Source organism: Cupriavidus sp. UYPR2.512 (assembly GCF_000379565.1).
Classification (GTDB): domain Bacteria; phylum Pseudomonadota; class Gammaproteobacteria; order Burkholderiales; family Burkholderiaceae; genus Cupriavidus.
Genome location: NZ_KB903172.1, coordinates 1 through 25,341, shown reverse-complemented (window position 1 = coordinate 25,341; position 25,341 = coordinate 1). Strand labels below are relative to the sequence as shown.

Annotated in this window: 24 protein-coding genes and 3 pseudogenes; 17 read left to right on the top strand and 10 right to left on the bottom strand. The window is 63.0% G+C overall.

Annotated elements, in window-relative coordinates; translation table 11 throughout:
• Positions 1–110: pseudogene (locus A3A5_RS43720) on the bottom strand (IS110 family transposase); the annotation flags it as partial.
• 93 nt (positions 111–203) lie between these two features.
• Here A3A5_RS43720 and A3A5_RS0130670 point away from each other — a divergent pair.
• Entirely contained in the window at positions 204–881 is a 678-nt protein-coding gene (locus tag A3A5_RS0130670; RefSeq protein WP_157637338.1) for a LysR substrate-binding domain-containing protein, read from the top strand.
• Between the two features lie 288 nt (positions 882–1,169).
• A complete protein-coding gene (locus tag A3A5_RS0130665; protein WP_018314269.1) occupies positions 1,170–2,144 on the top strand; it encodes a tripartite tricarboxylate transporter substrate binding protein in 975 nt (324 codons plus the stop codon).
• Positions 2,145–3,005: 861 nt separating this feature from the next.
• Here A3A5_RS0130665 and A3A5_RS0130660 read toward each other — a convergent pair.
• Positions 3,006–4,043 carry a dienelactone hydrolase family protein gene (locus A3A5_RS0130660; RefSeq protein WP_018314268.1) on the bottom strand — a complete coding sequence of 346 codons (1,038 nt, stop codon included), beginning with the start codon at positions 4,041–4,043 and terminating at the stop codon, positions 3,006–3,008.
• A gap of 258 nt (positions 4,044–4,301) precedes the next feature.
• Positions 4,302–5,285, bottom strand: coding sequence for a LysR family transcriptional regulator (locus tag A3A5_RS0130655; protein ID WP_018314267.1), 984 nt, complete (start codon positions 5,283–5,285; stop codon positions 4,302–4,304).
• Between the two features lie 107 nt (positions 5,286–5,392).
• On the opposite strand from A3A5_RS0130655, the gene A3A5_RS0130650 reads away from it, so the two are divergent.
• The 4 genes and pseudogenes from A3A5_RS0130650 (at position 5,393) to A3A5_RS0130635 (ending at position 9,352) form a co-directional block, all read left to right on the top strand.
• Complete coding sequence (locus A3A5_RS0130650) at positions 5,393–6,445, top strand: aromatic ring-hydroxylating dioxygenase subunit alpha (RefSeq protein ID WP_018314266.1); 1,053 nt, start codon at positions 5,393–5,395, stop codon at positions 6,443–6,445.
• Positions 6,442–7,386 carry a PDR/VanB family oxidoreductase gene (locus A3A5_RS0130645; protein ID WP_018314265.1) on the top strand — a complete coding sequence of 315 codons (945 nt, stop codon included), beginning with the start codon at positions 6,442–6,444 and terminating at the stop codon, positions 7,384–7,386. The genes A3A5_RS0130650 and A3A5_RS0130645 overlap by 4 nt, the downstream gene beginning before the upstream one ends.
• A 23-nt stretch (positions 7,387–7,409) precedes the next feature.
• A pseudogene (locus A3A5_RS39580) lies at positions 7,410–8,324 on the top strand (enolase C-terminal domain-like protein); the annotation flags it as partial.
• A 35-nt stretch (positions 8,325–8,359) separates the two neighbouring features.
• The gene (locus A3A5_RS0130635; RefSeq protein WP_018314263.1) at positions 8,360–9,352 is read left to right on the top strand and encodes a tripartite tricarboxylate transporter substrate-binding protein; all 993 of its coding nucleotides are present in this window, start codon (positions 8,360–8,362) and stop codon (positions 9,350–9,352) included.
• Between the two features lie 53 nt (positions 9,353–9,405).
• On the opposite strand, the gene A3A5_RS43715 is transcribed toward A3A5_RS0130635, so the two are convergent.
• The 7 genes and pseudogenes from A3A5_RS43715 to A3A5_RS0130610 all read right to left on the bottom strand — a co-directional run bounded on the left by A3A5_RS43715 (position 9,406) and on the right by A3A5_RS0130610 (position 14,062).
• Positions 9,406–9,561, bottom strand: coding sequence for a DUF1484 family protein (locus tag A3A5_RS43715; RefSeq protein ID WP_232431488.1), 156 nt, complete (start codon positions 9,559–9,561; stop codon positions 9,406–9,408).
• Between the two features lie 241 nt (positions 9,562–9,802).
• Complete coding sequence (locus A3A5_RS43710) at positions 9,803–10,048, bottom strand: hypothetical protein (RefSeq protein ID WP_018314262.1); 246 nt, start codon at positions 10,046–10,048, stop codon at positions 9,803–9,805.
• Positions 10,008–10,202 (bottom strand): annotated as a pseudogene (locus tag A3A5_RS45155) (bifunctional aspartate transaminase/aspartate 4-decarboxylase); the annotation flags it as partial. The gene A3A5_RS43710 and the pseudogene A3A5_RS45155, both read right to left, overlap by 41 nt.
• A 95-nt stretch (positions 10,203–10,297) precedes the next feature.
• Complete coding sequence (locus A3A5_RS0130625; RefSeq protein ID WP_018314261.1) at positions 10,298–11,650, bottom strand: dicarboxylate/amino acid:cation symporter; 1,353 nt, start codon at positions 11,648–11,650, stop codon at positions 10,298–10,300.
• Between the two features lie 263 nt (positions 11,651–11,913).
• Entirely contained in the window at positions 11,914–12,219 is a 306-nt protein-coding gene (locus A3A5_RS0130620; protein WP_018314260.1) for a hypothetical protein, read from the bottom strand.
• Between the two features lie 455 nt (positions 12,220–12,674).
• Positions 12,675–12,896 (bottom strand): DUF1484 family protein, encoded by a 222-nt coding sequence (locus tag A3A5_RS0130615; protein WP_018314259.1) that lies wholly within the window; start codon positions 12,894–12,896, stop codon positions 12,675–12,677.
• 215 nt (positions 12,897–13,111) lie between these two features.
• Positions 13,112–14,062, bottom strand: coding sequence for a LysR family transcriptional regulator (locus tag A3A5_RS0130610; protein WP_013953011.1), 951 nt, complete (start codon positions 14,060–14,062; stop codon positions 13,112–13,114).
• A 166-nt stretch (positions 14,063–14,228) separates the two neighbouring features.
• On the opposite strand from A3A5_RS0130610, the gene A3A5_RS0130605 reads away from it, so the two are divergent.
• The 11 genes from A3A5_RS0130605 to pgk form a co-directional block, all read left to right on the top strand.
• Positions 14,229–15,689 carry a form I ribulose bisphosphate carboxylase large subunit gene (locus A3A5_RS0130605; RefSeq protein WP_018314258.1) on the top strand — a complete coding sequence of 487 codons (1,461 nt, stop codon included), beginning with the start codon at positions 14,229–14,231 and terminating at the stop codon, positions 15,687–15,689.
• A gap of 60 nt (positions 15,690–15,749) precedes the next feature.
• Complete coding sequence (locus A3A5_RS0130600; protein WP_018314257.1) at positions 15,750–16,169, top strand: ribulose bisphosphate carboxylase small subunit; 420 nt, start codon at positions 15,750–15,752, stop codon at positions 16,167–16,169.
• Between the two features lie 151 nt (positions 16,170–16,320).
• Entirely contained in the window at positions 16,321–17,262 is a 942-nt protein-coding gene (gene cbbX / locus A3A5_RS0130595; protein ID WP_026201304.1) for a CbbX protein, read from the top strand.
• Positions 17,263–17,265: 3 nt separating this feature from the next.
• Positions 17,266–18,030 carry an HAD family hydrolase gene (locus tag A3A5_RS0130590; protein ID WP_018314255.1) on the top strand — a complete coding sequence of 255 codons (765 nt, stop codon included), beginning with the start codon at positions 17,266–17,268 and terminating at the stop codon, positions 18,028–18,030.
• A gap of 1 nt (position 18,031) precedes the next feature.
• On the top strand, positions 18,032–18,757 hold the full coding sequence (gene rpe, locus A3A5_RS0130585; protein WP_018314254.1) for a ribulose-phosphate 3-epimerase: 726 nt from the start codon (positions 18,032–18,034) through the stop codon (positions 18,755–18,757).
• A gap of 57 nt (positions 18,758–18,814) precedes the next feature.
• Entirely contained in the window at positions 18,815–19,909 is a 1,095-nt protein-coding gene (locus A3A5_RS0130580; RefSeq protein ID WP_026201303.1) for a class 1 fructose-bisphosphatase, read from the top strand.
• Between the two features lie 11 nt (positions 19,910–19,920).
• The gene (locus A3A5_RS0130575; protein ID WP_018314252.1) at positions 19,921–20,799 is read left to right on the top strand and encodes a phosphoribulokinase; all 879 of its coding nucleotides are present in this window, start codon (positions 19,921–19,923) and stop codon (positions 20,797–20,799) included.
• A gap of 40 nt (positions 20,800–20,839) precedes the next feature.
• Positions 20,840–22,852: a transketolase gene (gene tkt / locus A3A5_RS0130570; RefSeq protein ID WP_018314251.1), complete on the top strand. Its 2,013-nt coding sequence runs from the start codon at positions 20,840–20,842 to the stop codon at positions 22,850–22,852.
• The gene (gph, locus tag A3A5_RS0130565) at positions 22,852–23,547 is read left to right on the top strand and encodes a phosphoglycolate phosphatase (protein WP_018314250.1); all 696 of its coding nucleotides are present in this window, start codon (positions 22,852–22,854) and stop codon (positions 23,545–23,547) included. Before tkt ends, gph begins: the two co-directional genes overlap by 1 nt.
• A 61-nt stretch (positions 23,548–23,608) precedes the next feature.
• The gene (gap, locus tag A3A5_RS0130560) at positions 23,609–24,619 is read left to right on the top strand and encodes a type I glyceraldehyde-3-phosphate dehydrogenase (RefSeq protein ID WP_018314249.1); all 1,011 of its coding nucleotides are present in this window, start codon (positions 23,609–23,611) and stop codon (positions 24,617–24,619) included.
• A gap of 9 nt (positions 24,620–24,628) precedes the next feature.
• On the top strand, positions 24,629–25,341 hold a 713-nt coding region (gene pgk / locus A3A5_RS0130555), incomplete at its 3' end, for a phosphoglycerate kinase (protein ID WP_018314248.1).

Below are 25,341 nucleotides of genomic sequence, written 5' to 3'. Positions count from 1 at the left end.
TGCTTACGGCTCACCTTCTTGCGAAACACGGCCTTGCCGTGTCTGTCCTGACCGTGAAGGTGGAAGGAGTGCTTACCCAGATCGATTCCAACCAGCGTCGTGTCTTGCATGATGGCCTCCTCGGCAGAAAACGCCCCCTAAGCGTAACCGCTCGTGGGGGATGGGGGCGACCATCTCATTACAGAGCCAGCGCTCCAGTCGTTGTGCGTAAACGTCAGCCCATCCGACCCCGGATTTATGCAACAACGCCCATTGCAATGATCCGTGCATGTCATGAGCACCTTCCGCTGGTGCGGCTGCAGATTGTCGAAGGACTGAGTGTTCTGCTACAAGAGTTCACGTTAAGCGGTCGACTTGATATGTCTATCCTGTTCCTTGATCATGCGCCAAGAGGACTTGAGATTCAGACAGTGCTGGACGAGGAACTCTTCTATGTTTGCCCACCGAATAGCCCTTTTTCGGATAAGGGGCGGACGAGTATCAGCCTGGAAGAGGCGTTGGAGACGAAACTCGTGATGCCTGCCGTTGGCAACAGCATGCGTTTGGTGGTGGATACCGCCTGTACGATCGCCGGGCTAAGTTTCAAGCCGGTTGCGGAGTTGGATTCGCTCACGCTGTTGAAGGCGTGTGTGGTCCAGAACATCGCATCGACATTCCTTCCATGGGCAGTGGTCGCGAAGGAGGAAGCTGCTGGAGACGTACAGGTGTTGAAGGTTCGTGCCCAGCAATTCACACGCCCCCTCTCAGTTTGTACCTCCTCTCTCAATGCATCCAGCGCTGCGACTGATGCGGTCTATAAGCTGCTCCGCGACGTTATGACGGATCTGGTAAAGGATCGGATCTGGCAGGGGACCAGTCTCAGAACGTTATCAGGCAGCTAACGCGGTTACTTTCTCAAGTATCCAAGGAGCCTATGACTAGACTCAAATTTGGGTTGGAGACGGGGCAAATGATACAGAACTGATCTCTGTGCGGTGCTACTTCGTCAGCCGAAAGCTCCGCTGTTGAGGACGATAGGCTCGTTAGAGCGCCCTCAGATTAATTTCTGAAATTCCTTAAGCCTTAATTACTTGGATGGGTCGTTTCACGTTTGCCGGGTTTAGTACACGACAATGCCATCGAGCCGAGAATGCTCGCGGCATCAAGACTTAAACTAAAGGAGACACAAGGTGATAAAGACAATCTTTGCCATCTTTCTGATGGCGTGCGGACTCACTAGCGCGCAGGCACAGGCCAGTTCGCCTTGGCCGACGAAGCCAATCCGAGTCGTTATTCCATGGACGCCCGGCGGTGGCTCGGACATTCTGACTCGCTTGGTGACTACAGAAGTGTCACAGGCGACGAAGTGGAACTTCGTGCCAGAGAACAAGCCTGGGGCTGGGGGGACCGTCGGGATCGCAGACATTGTACGGTCCGCGCCAGGCGGCTATGACCTGGTTATGGGCCAGAAGGACAATTTGTCCGTGGCTCCGTGGATCTACAAGTCCGTAACCTATGTACCAGGCCGCGATCTTGTCGCGGTCAGCCATGTAGCCTATACCCCCATTGTCATGGTTACATCGGTCAATTCCAAGCTCAAGACACTTGGTGACGTCGTGAAAGCTGCACGCGCCGCGCCGGGCTCGCTTAAGTATGGTTCTCCCGGGAGTGGTACAACGGTCCATCTGGCGGCCGAGATTTTCAGCCGTGCGGCGGGTATCAAACTATTGCATGTTCCCTACAAGGGATCGAGTGCTGGGATTCCGGACACCATCGCCGGCAATGTTGACTTGATGGTGGCCTCAGTCCCGTCCGTTCTTGCGCAAATCAAAGCTGGCACGCTGCGACCGATAGCTGTCACCTCTGCGAAGCGAAGTTCCTCTCTCCCAGACGTCCCGACTGTAGCCGAAAGTGGATACAAAGAGGTAGATGTCAGCACGTGGTATGGGCTGTTTGCGCCGGCGAAGACCCCGCCGGAGATCGTGAACCGCATCAACGCCGAGGTCAACAAGGTTCTCTCTTCTCCTTCGGTGATTCGAGCCATCCATGAGCAGGGCGCGGAGCCTAAGCAGATGTCGCCGAAGGAGTTTGCCGATTTCGTGCAGGCAGACTACGTCAAGTGGAAGGATATCGTCGCCCAGTCCGGGGTGAAACTCGACAACTAGTGCGGGAAGACGCAAACAAGTCGTGCACTTCTCTTGGAGTGCGCGACTTACTCCTGCGTCGACATAATCGCCGTGGATCATGCACGGCGGGTCGCAGTCGTGATAGGGCGCCCCAAACGGGCTCGCGGGGCAGCTTCTATTTCGCGCCCGCCAGCCTTGTCCGAGCCTAGTGCGCTTATGTTGCACTGTCCCTGTTCTGACAAGCAGGTAATGCGCAAGATTCAATGCATATCTCGACCCAAAATCCACCTCCTGCGGCTGCTGCAGTGTCTGCGTCGCATCCCTAACAGCGCACGATGCACCTCGACTCATTTGTGAGGCAAGAGCGGGTCAACGTGCGACATGCTGGCCGGCGGCTACGCGCTCATCGATGCCTCATTCGAGCGCCTCGCTTGCCATGCCTGTCGGCTGGTTTAGACCTTCTGCGTTGGGTTGCGTTGCGTTGCGTCGCGCGCGCCGGCGCGCCGGCGGCCCGGAGGAGGTCTACGAACCTCCTTCGCCTGCCAAGAATCCGACGCTTTACTTCCGCACTGCCGCGACGCCGCGCAGTGTGGCGACGATCATGAAATCGGACAATGGGGATACTCTGAATTCTCCCGCCCAGGGCTGCTCAACATGCCTATCGACTCGCAAGATAAATCAACGCATGAATTGTATTGGTATGGCTGCTTCCTGGACGGAACCGACTTCTGAATGTCTATCCGACGCGGTGAGCGAATGACGCCTGATGGCCGATAGGCGACCGTCGGCCCGCTGGAGGTTGTTAGATCTTCGGTTCGCTGCCTAGCTGACAGATGGGGGATGAAAGCATAGGGCCCGAGAATAGAAGGCCTGTCTGCTTCAATAAACGGAGCGCCATCGCTACAACCCCATTGCCCTCGTCAAAAACGCTTTTACATCAGCTTCAGATTTTCTGCCTTGATCGAGACTGGACCCGGCTGAGACGCCTCGAGCAATGCAGCGCCTGTATTCAGCGTCCATAGCCTGGAAGCTGGCGTATTTCTCCCCGCTCAGCAGCCGGTAATACGCATCGTGCCGAACGTCGAGGATAGCCTGGGGGCAATCGCGGAGCGTCGTGGCACCGGGAAAGTACTTGAAGTAGACGTGCGTATTGTCGAAATCGTGATAAGCCCCGGCGTACACGTGCACCTCCACCGACTGTCCATCTCGCTTCATGGTCTCCGCGACATTGAGGCACGGCTGCGCTGGTGTGTAGTCATCCTTATCGCCCACGGCCAGCATCAATGGTGCCCCTGTCAACTGAGGTGGCGGGACCTCCCACCAGAGTTGAGTGCATCCGGGGTAGAAACCAATCAGCGCAACGAACCGTGTATCGTCGTCGATGACACCTTTCTGGAACGATTCGAGCACCAGATCCATCGCAACATGCCCACCCCGTGAAAATCCTATCTGCCCGATTCTTTGCGGATCGATACGCGGATCCGTACTCAGCAGTTTCAAGGCAAATAGCGCATCGGCGTCGTTGGCGGCAGGGCTCAATTGCGACTGGTCATCCATGGTGCCAGTAATCCCGCGGCCGCCAAACGAGTCGACCACGAACGCTGCAATTCCCATCTGGTTGAACGCACGTACCCAGCGGTCGATGTCCTTTTCCTGTACGCCCGCCGACCCGTGGGAGATCACCATGGCGGGGACTCTGCGTTGGACGCTCTCGGGCATGTACAGCATGCCCCACACGGTCGTTGGTTTCCTGTCGTACTTTCGATGGACCAGCTCCCATTTGCTCTTCGGGGTGACGCTGTTGAAATAGATTTTTCCGGACGGCCTGGAGGCGAGGTTGTTGTAGATTTCCTGAGCCAGTACGGGCAATGCAACCGCTGCGGCAAGGCTGATTGCGAACAACTGACGCAACAAGCTGATTTTTAACAGGCACCTCATGAGCTTTTAGCGTGGTCGTATCGGAACACCGATTGTCGATCAAAAGGCACCTCTTGTCGAATGACTCCTGCCAGCCGGCGGATGACCGCTGCGAAACTGCGGCCGTCTTTGATCGACCCGTTTCCGACGTTCGACCCCGCGCGGCCCCAGTGGCGGTCCTCAAGGGCACAACAGCCATTCTGACCACCTTGGTTAGGCGCGTTGTCGACCATCGCGGACGCCCTCTCACTTGAGTCCCAACGCGGCAGCGAAACGTAGTCAGGCGTTGTGCTTTCTTTGTGCTTGCTTGCTGCGAAATGGAACCGGCACGGTGTCCGGCGACAAATCGGTTTCCGGGTACCGCTCAAAAGTCTGCTTCACTAGTTGACGCAACCACACTATCGCCGGATCGTGGTGAAACCGCGGATGCCAGTACTGGCTCAGCGCGTAGGGAGGCAACGCAACGGGTGGCTTTACCACTCGCACGATGCCGTAGCGGCTGAAGACATTCGCCAGCTCTTCAGGCACTGTGGCAATCAGCTCCGGTTGCTGCTCCATCAGCAGTGGAATAGTGAGAAAGTGAGGCGTATGAAGATAGATATTGCGCTTGAGCCCGTGGCGTTCGAATGCCTCATCGTAGGAGGGGCTTGATCGGCCGGCGAGGCTGACGGCGATGTGTGGCATCGACTCGAATTGGTCGATCGTCATGGCGTCGCGTACCTGATTGTTCTTCTTGCTGACGATGGTCACGAAGCCATGCATGAAGAGTTGCTGCTGAAAGAGCGATTCCGGCGCAGTTTGCACGGAACCCAGCAGCAGATCGGCATCACCCGATGCCAGCAGCGCTTCGATTTGCGGAATCGGCACCTGCAACGTTCGCAATTTGCAGTGCGGCGCCATCACGCGCAGCCGCTTCATCAAGGGCGGCAGGAACACCAGTTCACCCATATCGGTCATGCAGAGCGTGAATGTGCGCTGCATCGATCCCGGATCGAAGCTTGCCTGCGGCAGTACGCGCGTGCGCATTGCGGTCATGACCTCGAGGATGGTCTCTGCCAGCGCTTCGGCCTTGGTCGTTGGCGTCATCCCTGCGGACGTCTTGACGAACAGCGGATCGTCGAAGTACTCGCGCAAACGGTTCAAAGCATGACTCATTGCGCTCTGCGTGAGGCCGAGCTGCTGGGCTGCGCGCGTCACGCTGCGTTCGCGGAGCATGGCGTCGAACACCGTCAGCAGGTTGTAGTCGAAATCGTCAGTATGCATGGAGTACATTCCATCAATGACCGGCATGATATTGACGCATGTTGACGTCTTACCTAACCTCCTGTCAACACGCCTCGCAGAGGGCGTTCACTCACAGGAGACACGCAATGTTCGTCAGGAACACCTGGTATGTGGCTGGCTGGGACAATGAGGTCGGCGCAAGCGATCTGTTCAGTCGTACGATCATCGGCATTCCGGTACTGATGTATCGGTCCGAGGACGGTACGCTTCACGCGCTGGAGGACCGTTGCTGCCATCGCGGAGCGCCGTTGTCGATCGGTCGGCGAGAAGGCGACTGTGTGCGCTGCATGTACCACGGCCTGAAGTTCGACACATCGGGCCAGTGCGTCGAGGCGCCAGCGCAGCAGCGAATCCCGCCACAGGCGCGTGTGCGCGTGTTTCCGGTGGTTGAGCGCAACCGCTGGATCTGGATCTGGATGGGCGATCCCGAAGCGGCGGATCCCGATGTGATTCCCGATACGCACTGGCTGGCCGATCCCGCTTGGCGCAGCCTCGACGGGTACATTCACTACGACGTGAATTATTTGCTGATCGCCGACAACCTGCTCGATTTCTCGCACTTACCGTTTGTGCATCCCACCACGCTCGGTGGCAGTGAGGACTATGCCGTCGCGCAGCCCAAAGTCGAGCGACTGGAGGATGGCGTGCGCATTACTCGCTGGACCATCAATACGGAAGCGCCGCCATTCGCGAAGCAGGTCAAGAACTGGCCCGGCAGGGTCGATCGCTGGAATATCTACAACTTCACGATTCCGGCCATCCTGCTGATGGATTCTGGCATGGCGCCCGCGGGCACCGGTGCGCCTGACGGCACGCGTGTCGACGCCGCCGAGTTTCGCGGTTGCCAGGCGCTGACGCCGGAGACAGAAACCTCCACGCACTACTTCTTCGCGCATCCCCACAATTTTGCGATCGACAATCCGGAGGTCACGCGCTCGATTCACCAAAGCGTGGTCACGGCGTTCGATGAGGATCGCGACATCATCACAGCGCAGCAACGTTCGCTGGCGCTGGCACCGGGCTTCAAGATGATGCCATTTTCTATCGACGCAGCGTTGTCGCAATTCCGGTGGGTCGTCGAACGCAGGCTCGCCGACGAGTCTGCGCAGACCCGGGACGGTCAGACCGGGGGGGCATGATGGAACTGCTCGTAACTGGCCTTCGTCTGGAGGCTGAAGGCGTGCTCGGTGTCGAGCTTCAGCATCGTTCGCGTGAGGCCTTGCCGCCATTTGAACCGGGCGCACACGTCGACGTCGGCTTTCCAAATGGCCTGACGAGGCAGTATTCGATTGCCAGTTCGGCGACCGACAGGACGCGCTATTGGCTCGGCATCGGCCTGGCTTCGGCTTCTCGCGGCGGCTCTCGTTTTGCCCATGAGCAGTTGCGGCTCGGTGATTGCCTACAAGTGGGCGCGCCACGGTCGCTGTTCGGGTTGGAGGAGGCGGCTGCAGGCCATCTGTTTGTAGCCGGAGGCATTGGCATTACGCCGATCCTGAGCATGATCCGGCGGTGTATCGACCTCGGTTACGCGTGGAGTCTGCTGTATTGCGTGCGCTCGCGGCGCCATGCCGGGTACCTTGAGCAGCTCGCGCCGTTTGCGGATCGGATCGTGTTGCATGCCGATGACGAACAGGACGGCCGGGCCGACCTCGAGGCGGCGTTGCGGCAGATGCCATCGGGCTGGCATGTCTACACTTGCGGGCCAGGTCCCTTGATGGACGCGGTGTGCGGTCACGCGCAGACGCTCGGCATCGATCCTCTTGCTGTGCATGTCGAACGGTTCAGCGCCGATGCGCAAGCGATTGCCGAACGCGACGCCTTTCAGGTGCGTCTGCTCAAGCATGGGGGACGATTCACGGTCCCGCAAGATGCCAGCATCCTTGAGGTGCTTGAGGCGAACGGCGTATGCCTGCCGTCGTCGTGCCGCGAGGGGCTGTGTCGAAGCTGTGAAGTCCCGCTGGCTGCCGGCGTGGCCGATCATCGTGACTACGTCTTAAGCGAAGATGAGCGCATCGCAAACAAGTCGATCTTGATCTGCGTTTCTAGAGCGAAGTGTGCGGAGCTGGTATTGGACATATAAGCACGCGAGGAAGGGCATGGATCAACCTGGATCCCCACAAGATCTGGGACACCATGTTCAAGAACGAGAAGCCGGGCGGCCATGGCGAGCGTTCGGTCGCGATCGGCACCATCGACATGGCAATCTGGGACGCCGTTGCCAAGATCGAGGGCAAGCCGCTGTACCAGCTGCTGGCCGACCGTTATGGCAATGGGCAGGCAGACCGTAAGGTGTTCGTCTACGCCGCCGGTGGTTACTACTATCCCGGCCAGGATCACGGCAAGCTCAAGGACGAGATGCGCAGCTACATCGACCGCGGCTACACGGTGGTCAAGAAGAAGATCGGCGGCGCGTCGCTGGACGAGGATCTGCGCCGCATCGACTCGATCCTGAGCGTTCTGCAAGATGGTCAGAAGCTCGCCGTTGACGCCAACGGCCGCTTCGATCTCGACACCGCCATCCAGTATGCGAAAGCGCTGTCGCAATACGATCTGTTCTGGTACGAGGAGCCGGGCGATCCGCTGGACTTCGAGCTGCAGGCTACGCTGCGCAATTACTACGACAAGCCGATGGCGACGGGCGAGGACCTGTTCTCGATGCAAGACGCCCGCAACCTGATCCGCTACGGCGGCATGCGTCCCGACCGCGACTATCTGCAGTTCGACTGCGCGCTGAGCTATGGATTGGTCGAATACCTGCGCACGCTCGACATGCTCAGGCAGCACGGTTGGTCCGCCAGCCGCTGCATCCCGCACGGCGGCCATCAGATGTCGCTGAACATCGCCGCAGGCCTGGGCCTGGGTGGCAATGAGAGCTACCCCGACCTGTTCCAGCCGTTCGGCGGATTCCCCGATGGCGTCAAGGTCGAGAAGGGCTACCTCACGATGCCTGACCTGCCGGGCATTGGCTTCGAAGGCAAGTCGGACCTTTACAGCGTGATGCAGCAATTGTCGGCTTAAGCGGCAACAACTCAAAAACACAAACGGAGACAACCATGTGGATCAAGCAAGCGGCGATGCGAGCCGCAACCCTATGCATTGTCAGCGGTCTCTTCGTCACATCTGGCTACGCCCGCGCCGAATATCCGGAGAAGCCTGTCACTTTGGTTGTCCCGTTCGTGGCGGGAGGGCCGAGCGACAAGATTGCGCGCGACGTCGCCGAATCGCTGCGTAAAACGCTCGGCACGACGGTCGTCGTGGAGAATACCGCCGGAGCCGGCGGCACCATCGGCACGGCGCGTGTTGCGCGCGCGAACCCTGATGGATACACGCTGCTGGTTCACCATATCGGCCTGGCGACAGCGCCCGCGTTGTACAAGAAGCTCGGCTACAAGACCTCGGACCTGGAGTTCCTGGGGTTGATCAACGAGGCGCCGTCGACCCTGATAGGCAAGACTGGGCTACCGCCGAATAATCTTGCCGACCTTCGCAAGCTCATTGCCGCGAATGGCGGAAAGCTAAACCTGGCTAATGCAGGCGTCGGATCGGCGTCCCACCTTTGCAGCTTGCTGCTGCAAAGTACGCTGAAGAGCAACATGACCTTCGTTCCGTACAAAGGAACGGCGCCCGCGATGTCCGACATCATGGGTGGACAAGTCGATCTCATGTGCGAGCAGGCTACGAACAGTACACCGCAGATCGAAGCCAGGAAAGTCAAGGCCTATGGAGTGACCAGCGCACAACGCTCGACGGTGCCGGCTTTGGCGGGTATTCCGACGCTGAATGAGGCGGGCTTACCCGGCTTCAATTTCACCGTCTGGCATGGATTGTATGCGCCGCGTGGTACGCCCCCAGGGATACTGGATAAGCTCAACAAGGCCTTGCGCGCAGCGTTGAAGGATCCGGCATTGATCAAGCGTGAAGAGGCATTGGGCATTACCGTTGTGGCGGACGACCGTCTCTCACCGGCGGGCCACAAGAAATTCTTCGGCGACGAAGTGAGTCGGTGGACGAAGATCATCAAGGACGCTGGCGTTCAGCCGGAGTGATTGCCTGACGCTCCCACCTGGAACGGCACGCGTGTCTCGTGCCGTCCAGCATTTCACCCATTCATGACCACCAGGCAATGAATGCCGTGGCACGCCTCGGAACGTTCGCTTTCCACTTCCAGCAGGGACAGGATGCAACTAAGGCTGGCGCTGATATGCTCGAGCGATTCGCGGCAGTCTGCTGGATTTCGCGGCCGGCACGGTTTCATGTTTCGAGGTGGTTCGTTTTTGCATTGCGAGCTCCTATACGCGCGAACTTGGCCGCATGATGCGGCCATCGTTAGCGAGTTTCAGGTTGCTACGCCCAATCACCGTTGTTTCGATGATGCCTCTAGTGCCATCGCGATCGTTCATGGCGATCAGAGGATTCGCAATTCTCTAGCCTTTGTCATCAGAAGGCCTTCACCAGCTGCCGCTGCCCCAGTTGGCTCCGAGCGGGACTGGAGAACCTCAGGCCACCCGCCGCCCCGGCATCAGCCCGCCATACGCCTTCCCCAAAAACTCCGCTGTGTGCTCCAGCAGATAGGCGCGGCAGCTCTCGCTCGCTGGTGACAAACGCTTGCTGGACATATGCGCGGCATGCCAGATGCGCTCGATCGGCGTGCCGGTCACGTCCAGCAGCGCGATCTCGCCGGTGCGCAGCTCCAGCGACAGGTTCGAGATACTCGTCGCGCAGCTTGCGCACGCAGCGACCAATCTTCACATAGTCTTCTTCATTGAGGTTGGCCAGCGAGACCCGACCCGACGGGTGGCGCGTACCGAATCCCTTGCCAGGCAGCAGTACCACGCCCGCCTCCTCGGCCAGGCGGAACAGCAGCTCGTGAGGCTGAATCGACTCAAGCAGCCATTTCGAAATCGTGCCTGCGCTGGTGATTGCCGCGGTCGAAGCCTTCCGTAGTGCCCGGGAGCCATAGTTGCCGGTGATGTGTGCTTGCGCGCTGCCGCTCACTGGACTACCGTGGTGTCGGCGGCCGGCATATGGGTCGCGACCTGGTCGAGCACCACTTCCGGCTCGTCGGCATCAATGTCCGACTCTTTATCAAGCCTGCGGTGCATCCGCTCGACATCGAGGTCGCCGGTCCATTTTGCCACCACCACTGTGGCCACGCCGTTGCCGATCAGGTTGGTCAGGGCGCGGGCCTCCGACATGAAGCGGTCAATGCCGAGGATCAGGGCCAGCCCCGCCACAGGAACATGCCCCACCGCCGAAAGCGTGGCCGCCAGCACGATGAAGCCACTCCCGGTGACACCGGCGGCGCCCTTGGAGGTCAGTAGCAGCACGGCGAGCAGGGTGAGTTGCTGCATCAGGGTCATGTCGGTGTTGGTCGCCTGGGCGATGAACACCGCCGCCATGGTCAGATAGATGGAGGTGCCATCCAGATTGAAGGAGTAGCCAGTCGGGATCACCAGTCCGACGACGGACTTGCGGGCGCCCAGGTTCTCCAGCTTGGCCATCATCCGCGGCAACACGGATTCCGACGACGACGTGCCCAGCACGATCAGCAGTTCCTCCTTGATGTACTTGATGAACTTCCAGATCGAGAAGCCATGCAGCCGCGCGATGGTGCCCAGCACAACGAAGATGAAAAGCAGGCAGGTGGCGTAGAAGGTCGCCATCAGCTGGCCAAGCTGCAGCAGCGAGCTCACGCCGTACTTGCCGATGGTGAAGGCCATGGCGCCGAAGGCGCCAATCGGCGCGACCTTCATGATGTAGCCGACGATGGTGAACAGCACGTGCGAAAACTTCTCGATAAAGTCGAACACCAACGTGCCGCGGCCGCCGAACCTGTGCAGCGCGAAACCGAACATCACCGCGAACAGCAGCACCTGGAGGATCTCACCCTTGGCAAAGGCATCCACCACCGTGTTCGGGATCACGTGCAGCAGGAAATCGACCGTGCCTTGCATCTTGCCGGGCTCGGTATAGGCGGCGATGCCCTTCGTGTCGAGGGTGGATACGTCGACGTTCATGCCGGCGCCGGGCTTGACGATGTTGATGATCAACAGGCCGACCAACAGCGCAATGCTGCTCACGACCTCAAAGTACAGCAGCGCCAGCCCGCCGGTCTTGCCAACCTTCTTCATGTCCTCCATGCCGGCGATGCCCACCACGACCGTGCAGAAGATGATCGGCGCAATGATCATCTTGATCAGCTTGATGAAGCCATCACCCAACGGCTTCATCGCCTCGCCGGCATGCGGCCAGAAATGGCCGAGGATGACGCCGATGACAATGGCGGTGATGACCTGGAGGTAGAGGGATCTGTAGAACGGCTTCGGGTGATCGTCTTTTTCCATCATCGTCTCCATTGCTGGTTCACGGTCGGCATCCGGACGCCCGGCCGGGTCCGGTAGCCGATTGTCGCTTGCCGACTGCGGATTCAACCCGTCGATGCGACTTCAAGTATTTTCTACAACATCAACACTGGACGTAACCGGCGCCATGCGAGCGGCGTGCCGCTTGCATGGCCTCCGTGTTGACGGAAATGTTAGATACCATTAACGGAAATGAGTATGGGGCGGTCTGGGGGCTATTCGTTACCGATCTCGCCGACCGCTCATCACGCCCACTTCTTCCCTAGTTCCTCCAGACCAGCCTTTTGCAGATCCTCCTGGCTCATCACGATGCGGAACTTGCAGTTGGCCTGGAAGTTGAGAAAGAAGGGCTCCGCAAAAGCAGGAACGTCGGATGGATTTTCGACGTTGATCAGGAAGACCCCGCAGCGCATTCCGTCTTGCTCAGTAAAGTACACCGCTTCCGGTTTGATCGCTTCTAGGATACGCCCAATTATCTCGCCCGCCTTCCCGCCTCTGACGAGGGAGTTGAAGGGCTCATGAGGGATTTCGACTGTGAGTAGCATCTTCATAATTCACCTTCCTCTTTCATCGTTGCTGCGCCGTGGCCAGGCTTTTGCCTCAGGCGCTCGTGCCGCCTGACGTCGGCGCTCAGCGGCCCGTCGATCACGGCGGGTGGGCAAACCGGCGCCGTGGCTGGCCGGGGCGCCGATACTACAAGATAGCACCGGCCACTGAGAAAGCTAGTTGTCGGCCATCCCGCTCGCGGGCGAGGCCGGGCGTGATGGCGTCACGAGACGGCTACACACCGCGAAAGCGAGAAAGCCCGCAGCCGGCGTTCGAATGTCCGTGCGAAAGCATGGGTCTATGACCGCAGGTGGCCGACAAGCGACGGCCCAGCCAGCCCAACGTTGTATCAGGCGTCCAAAGTGAATAACCGCAGCCGAAGCTGCGGTTATCCTTCATTCTCCAGTTTGACCAACCGCCATCAAGACTGCCCTCGTAGCGGCCGCGCCGGACATTCGCCTCAGTCCGAAGGGAAATGCTCCGCAGCAGTCTGATCAAGCCGCAGCTTGATCATGACCACCAGGCAATGAATGCCGTGGCACGCCTCGGAACGCTCGCTTTCCACTTCCAGCAGGGACAGGATGCAACTAAGGCTGGCGCTGATGTGCTCGAGCGATTCGAGGCAGTCTACTGGATTGGCGGCCGGCACGGTTTCATGTTTCGACGTGGTTCGTTTTTGCATTGCGAGCTCCTAAACGCGCGAACTTGGCCGCATGATGCGGCCATCTTTAGCGAGTTTCAGGTTGCTACGCCAATCACCGTTGTTTCGATGATGCCTCTAGTGCCATCGCGATCGTTCATGGCGATCAGAGGATTCGCAATTCTCTAGCCTTTGTCATCAGAAGGCCTTCACCAGCTGCCGCTGCCCCAGCTGGCTCCGAGCGGGACTGGAGAACCTCAGGCCACCCGCCGCCCCGGCATCAGCCCGCCATACTCCTTCCCCAAAAACTCCGCTGTGTGCTCCAGCAGATAGGCGCGGCAGCTCTCGCTCGCTGGTGACAAACGCTTGCTGGACATATGCGCGACGTGCCAGATGCGCTCGATCGGCGTGCCGGTCACGTCCAGCAGCGCGATCTCGCCGGTGCGCAGTTCCAGCGACAGCGTGTGCAGCGACAACAGGCTGATGCCCATGCCGGCCATCACGGCCTGCTTGATGGTCTCGTTGCTGCCCAGGGTGATCACCTTGGCCGGCGTGAACAGGTGGTCCCGGAACATGTACTCCGCCACGGTGCGGGTGCCGGAACCCGGTTCGCGCAGCAGGAAGGTCTCGTGACGCAGTTCTTGCAGGTCGAACCCCTTTGCGTCATGCAGGGGGTGCCGCGGCGAGGCCACCAGCACGTGCGGATGCGCGGCAATGGGTTCCGACACCGCGTCCAGTTCGCGCGGCGGGCGGCCCATCAGTGCGAGGTCGATGGCGTTGTCCTGCAGCAGCCGCAGCAGCGTCTCGCGGTTGCCCTCGGCGATGCGCAAGTCCACGCCCGGGTGCAGCGCGGTAAAGCCGGCGAGCAGCTTGGGCGCGAAGTACTTCGACGTGCTGATCAGCCCGATCGTGATCGAACCCTGCTCGACGTCCTTGACTGCCTGCAAGCCTTCCTCGGCGTCCTTGACCTCGCCGAGGATCCGGGACGCATGGTGCAGCAGGCGGTCGCCGGGCTCAGTCAGCGTGAGCTGCCCCTTGACCCGCTCGAACAGCGCCATGCCAACCACGGATTCAAGCTGCTTGACCTGCATTGAGACCGCCGGCTGGGTCAGGTGCAGTTCCTCGGCCGCGCGCACGAAGCTGGCGTGCCTGGCCACGGTGACGAAGATCTGCAACTGGCGAAGGGTGAGGGCGCGCAGGAAGGACATGGGCAGTAGGGGCGGCTTTGGATGAGCCCGTCATGTGCAGTTCGGGTCGCACTTAAGGGATTGCTTATGTAGGGGCTAAGAATATCTGAATTTACCTTATGTGGGTGGGCTTATATCTTTGCATCAACGCAGCAGCCACGACGCTCAACCACGCAAGGAGACAAGCATGAACGCACCTGAACCGGTCCAAGCCAAGCCGCGCAAGCGCTACGACGCCGGCGTCATGAAGTACAAGGAAATGGGGTACTGGGACGGCGACTACGAGCCCAAGGATACCGACCTGCTGGCGCTGTTCCGCATCACGCCGCAGGACGGCGTGGATCCGGTCGAGGCCGCTGCCGCGGTGGCCGGCGAATCCTCCACCGCCACCTGGACGGTGGTGTGGACCGACCGCCTGACCGCCTGCGACATGTACCGCGCCAAGGCCTACCGGGTCGATCCGGTGCCCAACAACCCCGAGCAGTTCTTCTGCTACGTGGCCTATGACCTGTCGCTGTTCGAGGAAGGCTCGATTGCCAACCTGACCGCGTCGATCATCGGCAACGTCTTCAGCTTCAAGCCGATCAAGGCGGCGCGCCTGGAAGACATGCGCTTCCCGGTGGCCTATGTGAAGACCTTCGCTGGTCCGTCCACCGGCATCATCGTCGAGCGCGAGCGCCTCGACAAGTTCGGCCGCCCGCTGCTGGGCGCCACCACCAAGCCCAAGCTGGGCCTGTCGGGCCGCAACTATGGCCGCGTGGTGTATGAGGGCCTGAAGGGCGGGCTGGACTTCATGAAGGATGACGAGAACATCAACTCGCAGCCCTTCATGCACTGGCGCGACCGCTTCCTGTTCGTGATGGACGCGGTCAACAAGGCCTCGGCTGCCACCGGCGAGGTCAAGGGCAGCTACCTCAACGTGACTGCCGGCACCATGGAAGAGATGTACCGGCGTGCCGAGTTCGCCAAGTCACTGGGCTCGGTCATCATCATGATCGATTTGATCGTTGGCTGGACCTGTATCCAGTCCATGAGCAACTGGTGCCGCCAGAACGACATGATCCTGCACCTGCACCGCGCGGGCCATGGCACTTACACCCGGCAGAAGAATCACGGCGTGTCGTTCCGCGTGATTGCCAAGTGGCTGCGCCTGGCAGGCGTCGACCACATGCACACCGGGACCGCCGTGGGCAAGCTGGAAGGCGATCCGCTGACCGTGCAGGGCTACTACAACGTCTGCCGTGATGCATACACCCACACCGACCTGACGCGCGGGCTGTTCTTTGACCAGGACTGGGCTTCGCTGCGCAAGGTGATGCCGGTGGCCTCCGGCGGTATCCACGCCGGCCAGATGCACCAGTTGATCCACCTCTTTGGCGACGATGTGGTGCTGCAGTTCGGCGGCGGCACCATCGGCCACCCGCAGGGCATCCAGGCCGGCGCCACCGCCAACCGCGTTGCGCTGGAAGCGATGGTGCTGGCGCGCAACGAAGGCCGCGACATCCTCAACGAAGGGCCGGAGATCCTGCGCGATGCCGCGCGCTGGTGCGCACCGCTGCGGGCTGCGCTCGATACCTGGGGCGATATCAGCTTCAACTACACGCCGACCGACACCTCGGACTTCGCGCCCACCGCGTCGGTGGCCTGAGCCTGGCGAGACGACACCAAAGCACGCCACCACAGCGAACCCAAAGAACGAGAGGACATCATGCGTATTACTCAAGGCACTTTTTCCTTCCTGCCCGACCTCACCGACGCGCAGATCACCAGCCAGCTTGAATACTGCCTGAACCAGGGCTGGGCGGTCGGCATCGAGTACACCGACGACCCGCATCCGCGCAATACCTACTGGGACATGTTCGGCCTGCCGATGTTCGACCTGCGCGATGCCGCCGGCATCCTGCTGGAGATCAACAACGCGCGCAGCACCTTCCCCAACCACTACATCCGCGTCACGGCTTTCGATTCGACGCATACGGTGGAGTCGGTGGTGATGTCGTTCATCGTCAATCGTCCTGCCGACGAGCCCGGCTTCCGCCTGGTGCGCCAGGAAGAGCCCGGCCGCACCATGCGCTACTCGATCGAGAGCTACGCCGTGCAGGCACGCCCCGAGGGCAGCCGCTACTGAGCGGCGCCGGCTGAACCGCCGCGCGGCGCTGCCGCCGGCGATTTCCTGACTATGCAATCCCACGGTTGCGCTGCCGCAAGGCTGCGCACCGGGGGGAGCTGCGCCTCGAAATTTCGAGCCGGATGCTCGAATGATCCTCACGGAGCCTGCCATGTCCGCACCTGAAACGACCGCACCGCTGCAGCCGCCAACGGCTCAGGCCGGATCGCTGGCCGAGTCGCTGGCCAGCTCGGGCATCACAGAGCTGCTGGCCCAGCTTGACCGCGAGCTGATCGGACTGAAGCCGGTGAAAGCTCGCATCCGCGATATCGCCGCCTTGCTGCTGGTGGACAAGCTGCGCGCCGCGCGCGGCTTCAGCGCCGGTGCGCCCAGCCTGCATATGTGCTTCACCGGCAATCCCGGCACCGGCAAGACCACCGTGGCCATGCGCATGGCGCAGATCCTGCACCAGCTTGGCTACGTGCGCCGCGGCCACCTGGTAGCGGTGACCCGCGACGACCTGGTCGGCCAGTACATCGGCCATACCGCGCCCAAGACCAAGGAGATCCTGAAGAAGGCCATGGGCGGGGTGCTCTTCATCGACGAGGCCTACTACCTCTACCGCCCGGAGAACGAGCGCGACTATGGCCAGGAGGCCATCGAGATCCTGCTGCAGGTGATGGAGAACAACCGCGACGACCTCGTGGTGATCCTGGCCGGCTACAAGGACCGCATGGACCGCTTCTTCGAGTCCAACCCGGGTATGTCCTCGCGCGTTGCCCACCATGTCGATTTCCCTGACTACCAGCTCGACGAGCTGCGCCAGATCGCCGACCTGATGCTGGCCGAGATGCAATACCGCTTCGACGACGAAAGCCGGGCCGTGTTTGCCGACTACCTGGCCCGGCGCATGGCACAGCCGCACTTTGCCAATGCCCGCAGCGTGCGCAATGCGCTGGACCGCGCGCGGCTGCGCCATGCCTCGCGCCTGCTGGACGATGCCGGCACGGTCGTCGACGACCGTACCCTGACCACCATCACGGCGTCTGACCTGCTTGCCAGCCGCGTGTTTTCGAAGGCTGGGCCGGAGGCACAGGCCCCGGCCAAGGAGTAAGCCATGCAAGCCCTGATTTTTGATGTCGACGGCACGCTGGCCGATACCGAAAGCGCGCACCTGCAAGCCTTCAATGCCGCCTTCGCCGAGGTCGGCCTGGACTGGCATTGGGACACGCCGCTCTACACGCGCCTGCTCAAGGTGGCCGGCGGCAAGGAGCGCCTGATGCATTACTGGCGCATGGTCGACCCGGAAGAGGCCCGCGGCTGCAAGGTGAAGGAAACCATCGACGCCGTGCACGCCATCAAGACCCGCCACTATGCCGAGCGCGTGGGGGCGGGCGGCCTGCCGCTGCGCCCGGGCATTGCCCGCCTGATCGCCGAGGCCGGCGAGGCTGGTCTCCCGATCGCGATTGCCACCACCACCACGCCGGCCAACCTCGACGCGCTGCTGCAGGCGCCACTTGGCGCGGACTGGCGCCGTCGCTTTGCCGCCATTGGCGACGCCGGCACCACGGCCATCAAGAAGCCGGCGCCCGATGTCTACCTGGCCGTGCTGGAGCGGCTCGGCCTGGAAGGCGGTGATTGCCTGGCGATCGAGGACTCGGCGAACGGCTTGCGCGCCGCCCGGGCGGCCGGCATCCCCACCGTGGTCACGCCCACCGCGTTCAGCGCGCAGGACGCCTTCGAGGGCGCGCTGCTGGTGCTGCCGCATCTTGGCGATCCCGGCGAGCCCATGCCCCAGCACGTGCCCGGCGCGGCAAACCGCTGGGCTGACCTTGCCGCGTTGCGCGCCTGGCACCACGGCACCCTGATCGAGGCCACCTGACATGCATGCCACTGAACCCGACACCGGCCATGGCAGCCAGCGTGCCACCCGCCTGGCGCCATCCATCCTGTCAGCCGATTTCGCGCGCCTGGGCGAAGAGGTGTGCGCGATCGAGGCCGGCGGCGCAGACCTGGTGCACTTCGATGTGATGGACAACCACTATGTGCCCAACCTGACCATCGGCCCGCTGGTGTGCGAGGCGATCCGGCCGCTGGTCTCCATCCCCATCGACGTGCACCTGATGGTGGAACCGGTTGACGCGCTGATCCCGCTGTTTGCCAAGGCCGGCGCCAACATCATCAGCTTCCATCCGGAGGCGAGCCGCCATGTCGATCGCACCATCGGCCTGATCCGCGACCACGGCTGCAAGGCCGGCCTGGTGCTCAACCCCGCCACGCCGCTGGGCTGGCTGGACCATACGCTGGACAAGCTCGACCTGGTGCTGCTGATGAGCGTGAACCCGGGCTTCGGCGGCCAGGCCTTCATTCCGGGCGTGCTGGACAAGGTGCGCCAGGCACGGGCACGCATCGACCGGCAGCTGGACGCCGGCGGGCGGCCGGTCTGGCTGGAGATCGACGGCGGCGTCAAGGCCGACAACATTGCCGGGATCGCCCGCGCGGGCGCCGACACCTTCGTGGCCGGCAGCGCCGTGTTCGGCTCGCCCGATGCCGACGGCGGCTACTGGAGCATCCTGCGGCGCCTGCGCGAGGCCGCCACGATCACATAGCGGCCACCCGCACCGGCACTACACAAGAACACATAGCCAATCTATAGGAGACCTGTCATGCCTGAAGTCCAAAGGATGACCCTGACGCAGTTCCTGATCGAGGAACGCCGCCGCTATCCGGATGCCAGCGGCGGCTTCAACGGCCTGATCCTCAACGTCGCCATGGCCTGCAAGGAAATTGCGCGCGCGGTTGCCTTCGGCGCGCTGGGCGGCTTGCACGGCAAGGCCAGCAATCAAGCCGGAGAAGCGGGGGCCATCAACGTGCAAGGCGAAATCCAGCAGAAGCTGGACGTGCTGAGCAATACCACCTTCCTGCGCGTCAACGAGTGGGGCGGGTACCTGGCCGGCATGGCGTCGGAGGAGATGGAGGCGCCTTACCAGATCCCGGAACACTACCCGCGCGGCAAGTACCTGCTGGTGTTCGATCCGCTCGACGGCTCGTCCAACATCGACGTCAATGTCTCGGTGGGCAGCATCTTCTCGGTGCTGCGCGCCCCGGAAGGCGCAAGCGCCGTGAACGAGCAGGACTTCCTGCAGCCCGGCAGCGCCCAGGTGGCGGCCGGCTATGCGCTCTACGGTCCTACCACCATGCTGGTGCTGACCGTGGGCAACGGCGTCAACGGCTTCACGCTCGATCCCAACCTGGGCGAATTTTTCCTGACGCACCCCAACCTGCGGGTGCCGGCCGATACCCAGGAATTTGCCATCAACGCGTCGAACAGCCGCTTCTGGGAAGCGCCGGTGCAGCGCTATATCTCCGAGTGCATGGCTGGCAAGAGCGGGCCGCGCGGCAAGGATTTCAATATGCGCTGGATTGCGTCGATGGTGGCCGAGGCGCACCGCATCCTGATGCGTGGCGGCGTCTTCATGTACCCGCGCGACAGCAAGGATCCCGCCAGGCCGGGCCGCCTGCGCCTGCTGTACGAGGCCAACCCGATCGCCTTCCTGATGGAGCAGGCCGGCGGGCGCGCCAGCACGGGCCGGCAGACGCTGATGTCGGTGGCGCCGGGCGCGCTGCACCAGCGCATCGGCGTGATCTTCGGCTCGCGCAATGAAGTGGAACGGATCGAGGGCTATCACACCGACCAGACCGATCCCGACCTTCCGAGTCCCCTGTTCAACGAGCGCAGCCTGTTCCGCGCGTCTGCCTGAGGTGCCTGGCCATGTCAGAACGTTATCCCATTATCGCCATCACCGGCTCCTCGGGCGCCGGTACCACGTCGGTGACCCGTACCTTCGAGAATATCTTCCGCCGCGAAGGCGTGAAGTCAGTGGTGATCGAAGGCGACAGCTTCCACCGCTACGACCGCGCCGAGATGAAGGTCAAGATGGCCGAGGCCGAGCGCACCGGCAATATGAACTTCAGCCACTTCGGCGAGGAGAACAACCTGTTCGGCGAGCTGGAGAACCTGTTCCGCTCCTACGCCGAAACCGGCACGGGCATGCACCGGCACTACCTGCATAGCCCGGAGGAGGCCGCGCCGTTCGGGCAGGAACCCGGCACCTTCACCCAGTGGGAGCCGCTGCCGGCCGATACCGACCTGCTGTTCTACGAAGGCCTGCACGGCGGCGTGGTCACCGACGCGGTCAATGTCGCCCAGTATCCCAACCTGCTGATCGGCGTGGTGCCTGTCATCAACCTGGAATGGATCCAGAAGCTCTGGCGCGACAAGAAGCAGCGCGGCTACTCGACTGAGGCCGTGACCGACACCATCCTGCGCCGCATGCCTGACTACGTGAACTACATCTGCCCGCAGTTCTCGCGCACGCATGTGAACTTCCAGCGGGTGCCGTGCGTGGATACGTCCAACCCCTTTATCTCGCGCGAAATCCCCGCGCCCGATGAAAGCATGGTGGTGATCCGCTTTGCCAACCCGAAGGGGATCGACTTCCAGTACCTGCTGAGCATGATCCACGACTCCTTCATGTCGCGCGCCAACACCATCGTGGTGCCCGGCGGCAAGATGGAACTGGCCATGCAGCTGATCTTCACGCCCTTTGTGCTGCGCATGATGGAGCGCCGCAAGCGCGCCGCGCTGTAAGGACTCGACCGTGAAACGCCGACTCGCGAGGATCTACTGAATGAACGCCCCAGAACGCATCGACTCCGCAGCGCGCTGTGCCAATGCGCTGCGCTTCCTGGCCGCCGACGCGGTGGAGCAGGCCAGGTCCGGCCACCCGGGCGCACCCATGGGCATGGCCGAGATGGCCGAAGTGCTGTGGCGGCGCCACCTGCGCCACAACCCGGCCAACCCGGCCTGGCCAGACCGTGACCGCTTCGTGCTGTCCAACGGCCATGCTTCCATGCTGCAGTATGCGCTGCTGCACCTGACCGGCTATGACCTGCCGATGGCGCAGCTGCGCCAGTTCCGCCAGCTGCACGCGGCCACGCCCGGCCATCCGGAGCTTGGCGTGACGCCGGGCGTGGAAACCACCACCGGGCCGCTGGGGCAGGGCCTGGCCAATGCCGTCGGCATGGCGCTGGCGGAGAAGCTGCTGGCGGCGACCTTCAACCGGCCCGGCTTCGACATCGTCGACCACCACACCTACGTCTTCCTTGGCGACGGCTGCCTGATGGAAGGGCTCAGCCACGAAGCCTGCTCGCTGGCGGGCACGCTCAGGCTGGGCAAGCTGATCTGCCTGTACGACGACAACGGCATCTCCATCGACGGCGAGGTCGCCGGCTGGTTTGCCGACGACACCCCGAAGCGCTTTGCCGCCTACGGCTGGCATGTCATTGCCGGTGTCGACGGGCACGATGCGCACGCCCTCGACGCCGCGCTGCATGCGGCCAAGGCGGAACGCGACCGCCCCACGCTGATCTGCTGCCGCACCGTGATCGGCAATGGCGCGCCCGCCAAGGCCGGCGGGCACGATGTGCATGGCGCCCCGCTGGGCGCGCCTGAGATCGCCGCCATGCGCACCGCGCTGGGCTGGGAAGCCGAACCCTTCACGGTGCCGGCGGATGTCGCCGACGCCTGGGACGCGCGCGCGCAAGGCGCCGCGCGCGAGGCCGAGTGGGAGGCGCGCTTTGTCGGCTATTGCACCGCGTACCCCGAACTGGCCGAGGCGTTCGCGCGCCGCGTCAAGGGCCGCTTGCCGGAAGGCTTCGATGCCGGGCTGATGGCCTTGCTCGACGCGCCGTCGCCGCTGCAAGGCAAGCTCGCCACGCGCAAGGCATCGCAGCTGTGCCTGGAGGCGCTCACGCCCGCCTTGCCCGAGCTGCTGGGCGGCTCGGCCGACCTGACCGGCTCCAACCTGACCGATGTCAAGGCGTCGGTCTGGGTCAACCATGCCGGGCATGGCAACTACGTGAGCTACGGCGTACGCGAGTTCGGCATGGCCGCAGCCATGAACGGCATTGCGCTGCATGGGGGGCTGATTCCCTACGGCGGCACCTTCATGACGTTCTCGGACTATTCGCGCAATGCCATCCGCATGGCGGCGCTGATGCGCCTGCGCGTGGTCCACGTGCTGACCCATGACTCGATCGGGCTCGGCGAGGACGGTCCCACCCACCAGCCGGTGGAACACGCCGCCAGCCTGCGGCTGATCCCCAACAACCAGGTCTGGCGCCCCTGCGACGGCGCCGAGACCGCGTACGCGTGGCTGGCCGCGCTGCGGCGCGAGGATGGCCCGAGCTGCCTGGTGCTGTCGCGGCAGGCGTTGATGCCGTTTGAGCGCAATGCGGCCCAGCGCGCGGAGATTGCGCGCGGCGGCTATGTGCTGCGCGAGGTGCCGGCGCCGCGCGTAGTGCTGATCGCCACCGGCTCCGAGGTGGAAATCGCCATGCGCGCGGCACTGGACCTGGCCGATGCCGGCATCGCCGCACGCGTGGTGTCCATGCCCTGCGTGGAACTGTTCTACGCGCAGGACGTGGCGTATCGGGACACCGTGCTGCCGCCGGGCTTGCCGCGCGTCAGCGTGGAGGCGGGCGGCACCTGGTTCTGGCGCGGTGTGGTGGGCGAGCACGGCCTGGCGCTGGGCATCGACAGCTTCGGCGAATCCGCGCCGGCCGAGGCGCTGTACCAGCACTTCGGCCTGACCCCGGCGCATGTCGCCGCGGCCGTGCGCGTGCTGCTGGAGGACGCGTGATGGCTACCGTATCCATGCCCTGCATCGCGGTGCTGATCGACTTGGACGGCACGCTGGTCGATAGTGCGCCCGACATTGTCGAGGCTGCCAACCGCATGCTGGCGGACCTCGGCAGCCCGGCATTGCCGTTCGACACCGTGGCCGGCTTCATCGGCCGTGGGGTGCCCAACCTGGTGCGGCGCGTGCTCGAGACCGCCGGCCTCGCATCACAGGTTGAGGCTGCCGAAGCCGTGGCGATGTTCCACCGCCACTATGCCGAGACCAACGGCCGCCTCGGGTCGGTGTTCCCGGGCGTGGAGGCAGGCCTGGAGGCGCTCAGGCGGCAGGGCTACCGGCTTGCCTGCGTCACCAACAAGCCGCATGCGCTGGCCGTGCCGCTGCTGGCGCTGACCGGGTTGTCGCAGTACCTGGAAGTGCTGGTCGCGGGCGACTCGATCGCGCAGATGAAACCGGACCCCGAACCGCTGCGCCACGCCTGCAACCTGCTCGACGTCGATCCGGCGCAGGGCGTGCTGGTGGGGGATTCGGCGGTGGACGTGGCGGCGGCGCGCGCGGCCGGCATCCCGGTCTGCCTGGTGCGCTATGGCTACGCCGGCCCCGGCGGGCCCGCGGCGCTGGGCGCCGACGCGCTGCTCGATTCGCTGGAGGCGTTGCCGGCGCTGCTGACGCCGGCGCGGCTGGCGCCAGCCGCCTGATGTTGCGCCGGCGCGCCAACGCGCGACCGGCAAGGATACCAAGACAAGTAAAGGAGACAGCATGACTATCAAGGTTGCCATCAACGGCTACGGACGCATCGGCCGCAATGTGCTGCGCGCCCACTATGAAGGCGGCAAGCGGCACGATATCGAGATCGTCGCCATCAACGACCTCGGCAACGCGGCCACCAATGCGCACCTGACCCAGTACGACACCGTCCACGGCCGCTTTCCGGGCGAGGTCTCGGTCGACGGCGATGCCTTCCGGGTCAACGGGGACCGGATCCGCGTGCTGGCGCAGCGCAACCCGGCCGAGCTGCCGTGGGGCGAGCTGGGCGTGGACGTGGTGATGGAATGCACCGGGCTCTTCACCAGCAAGGAAAAGGCATCGGCCCACCTGAAGGGCGGCGCGAAGAAGGTGATCATCTCCGCCCCCGGCGGCAAGGATGTGGACGCCACCATCGTCTACGGCGTCAACCACGGCGTGCTGAAGGCGACCGACACAGTGGTCTCCAATGCCTCGTGCACCACCAACTGCCTGGCGCCGCTGGTCAAGCCGCTGCACGAGAAGCTGGGCGTGGTGAACGGCCTGATGACCACGGTGCACGCCTATACCAACGACCAGGTGCTGACCGACGTCTACCACGAAGACCTGCGCCGGGCGCGCTCGGCCACCATGTCGATGATCCCGACCAAGACCGGCGCCGCCGCCGCGGTCGGGCTGGTGATGCCTGAGCTGGACGGCCGGCTGGACGGCTTTGCCGTGCGCGTGCCGACCATCAATGTGTCGCTGGTCGACCTGTCCTTCGTGGCAGCGCGGCCGACCACCGTCGAGGAAGTGAACGGCATCCTGAAGGCAGCCGCCGAAGGCGAGCTCAAGGGCATCCTGGACTACAACACCGCGCCGCTGGTTTCGGTGGACTTCAACCACAACCCGGCCTCGTCCACCTTCGACGCCACCCTGACCAAGGTCAACGGCACGCTGGTCAAGGTGTCGGCCTGGTATGACAACGAATGGGGCTTCTCCAACCGCATGCTGGATACCGCGGTGGCGCTGGCCCACGCACGCTAGCAGGTTGCCATGATGAGCCTATCCCATGCTACGAACCCGCAACCGAAACCCGCGGCGGCGCCGCACACGCTGGCCGCACTGCTTGCAGCCGGTGGACTGGCTGGCAAGCGGGTCTTTATCCGCGCCGACCTCAACGTCCCGCAGGATGCAGCGGGCGCTATCACCGACGATACCCGCATCCGGGCTTCCGTGCCCGCCATCGCGGCCTGCCTGCAGGCGGGGGCCGCGGTGATGGTCACCTCGCACCTGGGCCGGCCGCAGGAGGGGGCGCCCGACCCGCGCCACAGCCTGGCGCCGGTGGGCCGCCGCCTGTCGGAACTGCTGGGCCGCCAGGTGCCGCTCTTGTCCGGCTGGACCGAGGGCGGCTTCCGGGTGCCGCCCGGGCAGGTGGTGCTGCTGGAAAACTGCCGCATGAACACGGGCGAGAAGAAGAACAGCGACGAGCTGGCGCAGAAGATGGCCAAGCTGTGCGATGTCTACGTCAACGATGCCTTCGGCACCGCCCACCGTGCCGAAGCCACCACGCATGGCATCGCGAAGTACGCCCCGATCGCCTGCGCCGGCCCGCTGCTGGCCGCCGAGATCGACGCGCTGGGCAAGGCGCTGGGCCAGCCGGCGCGCCCGCTGGTGGCCATCGTGGCCGGCTCCAAGGTCTCGACCAAGCTGACCATCCTGAAGTCGCTGGCCGACAAGGTCGACAACCTGGTGGTCGGCGGCGGCAT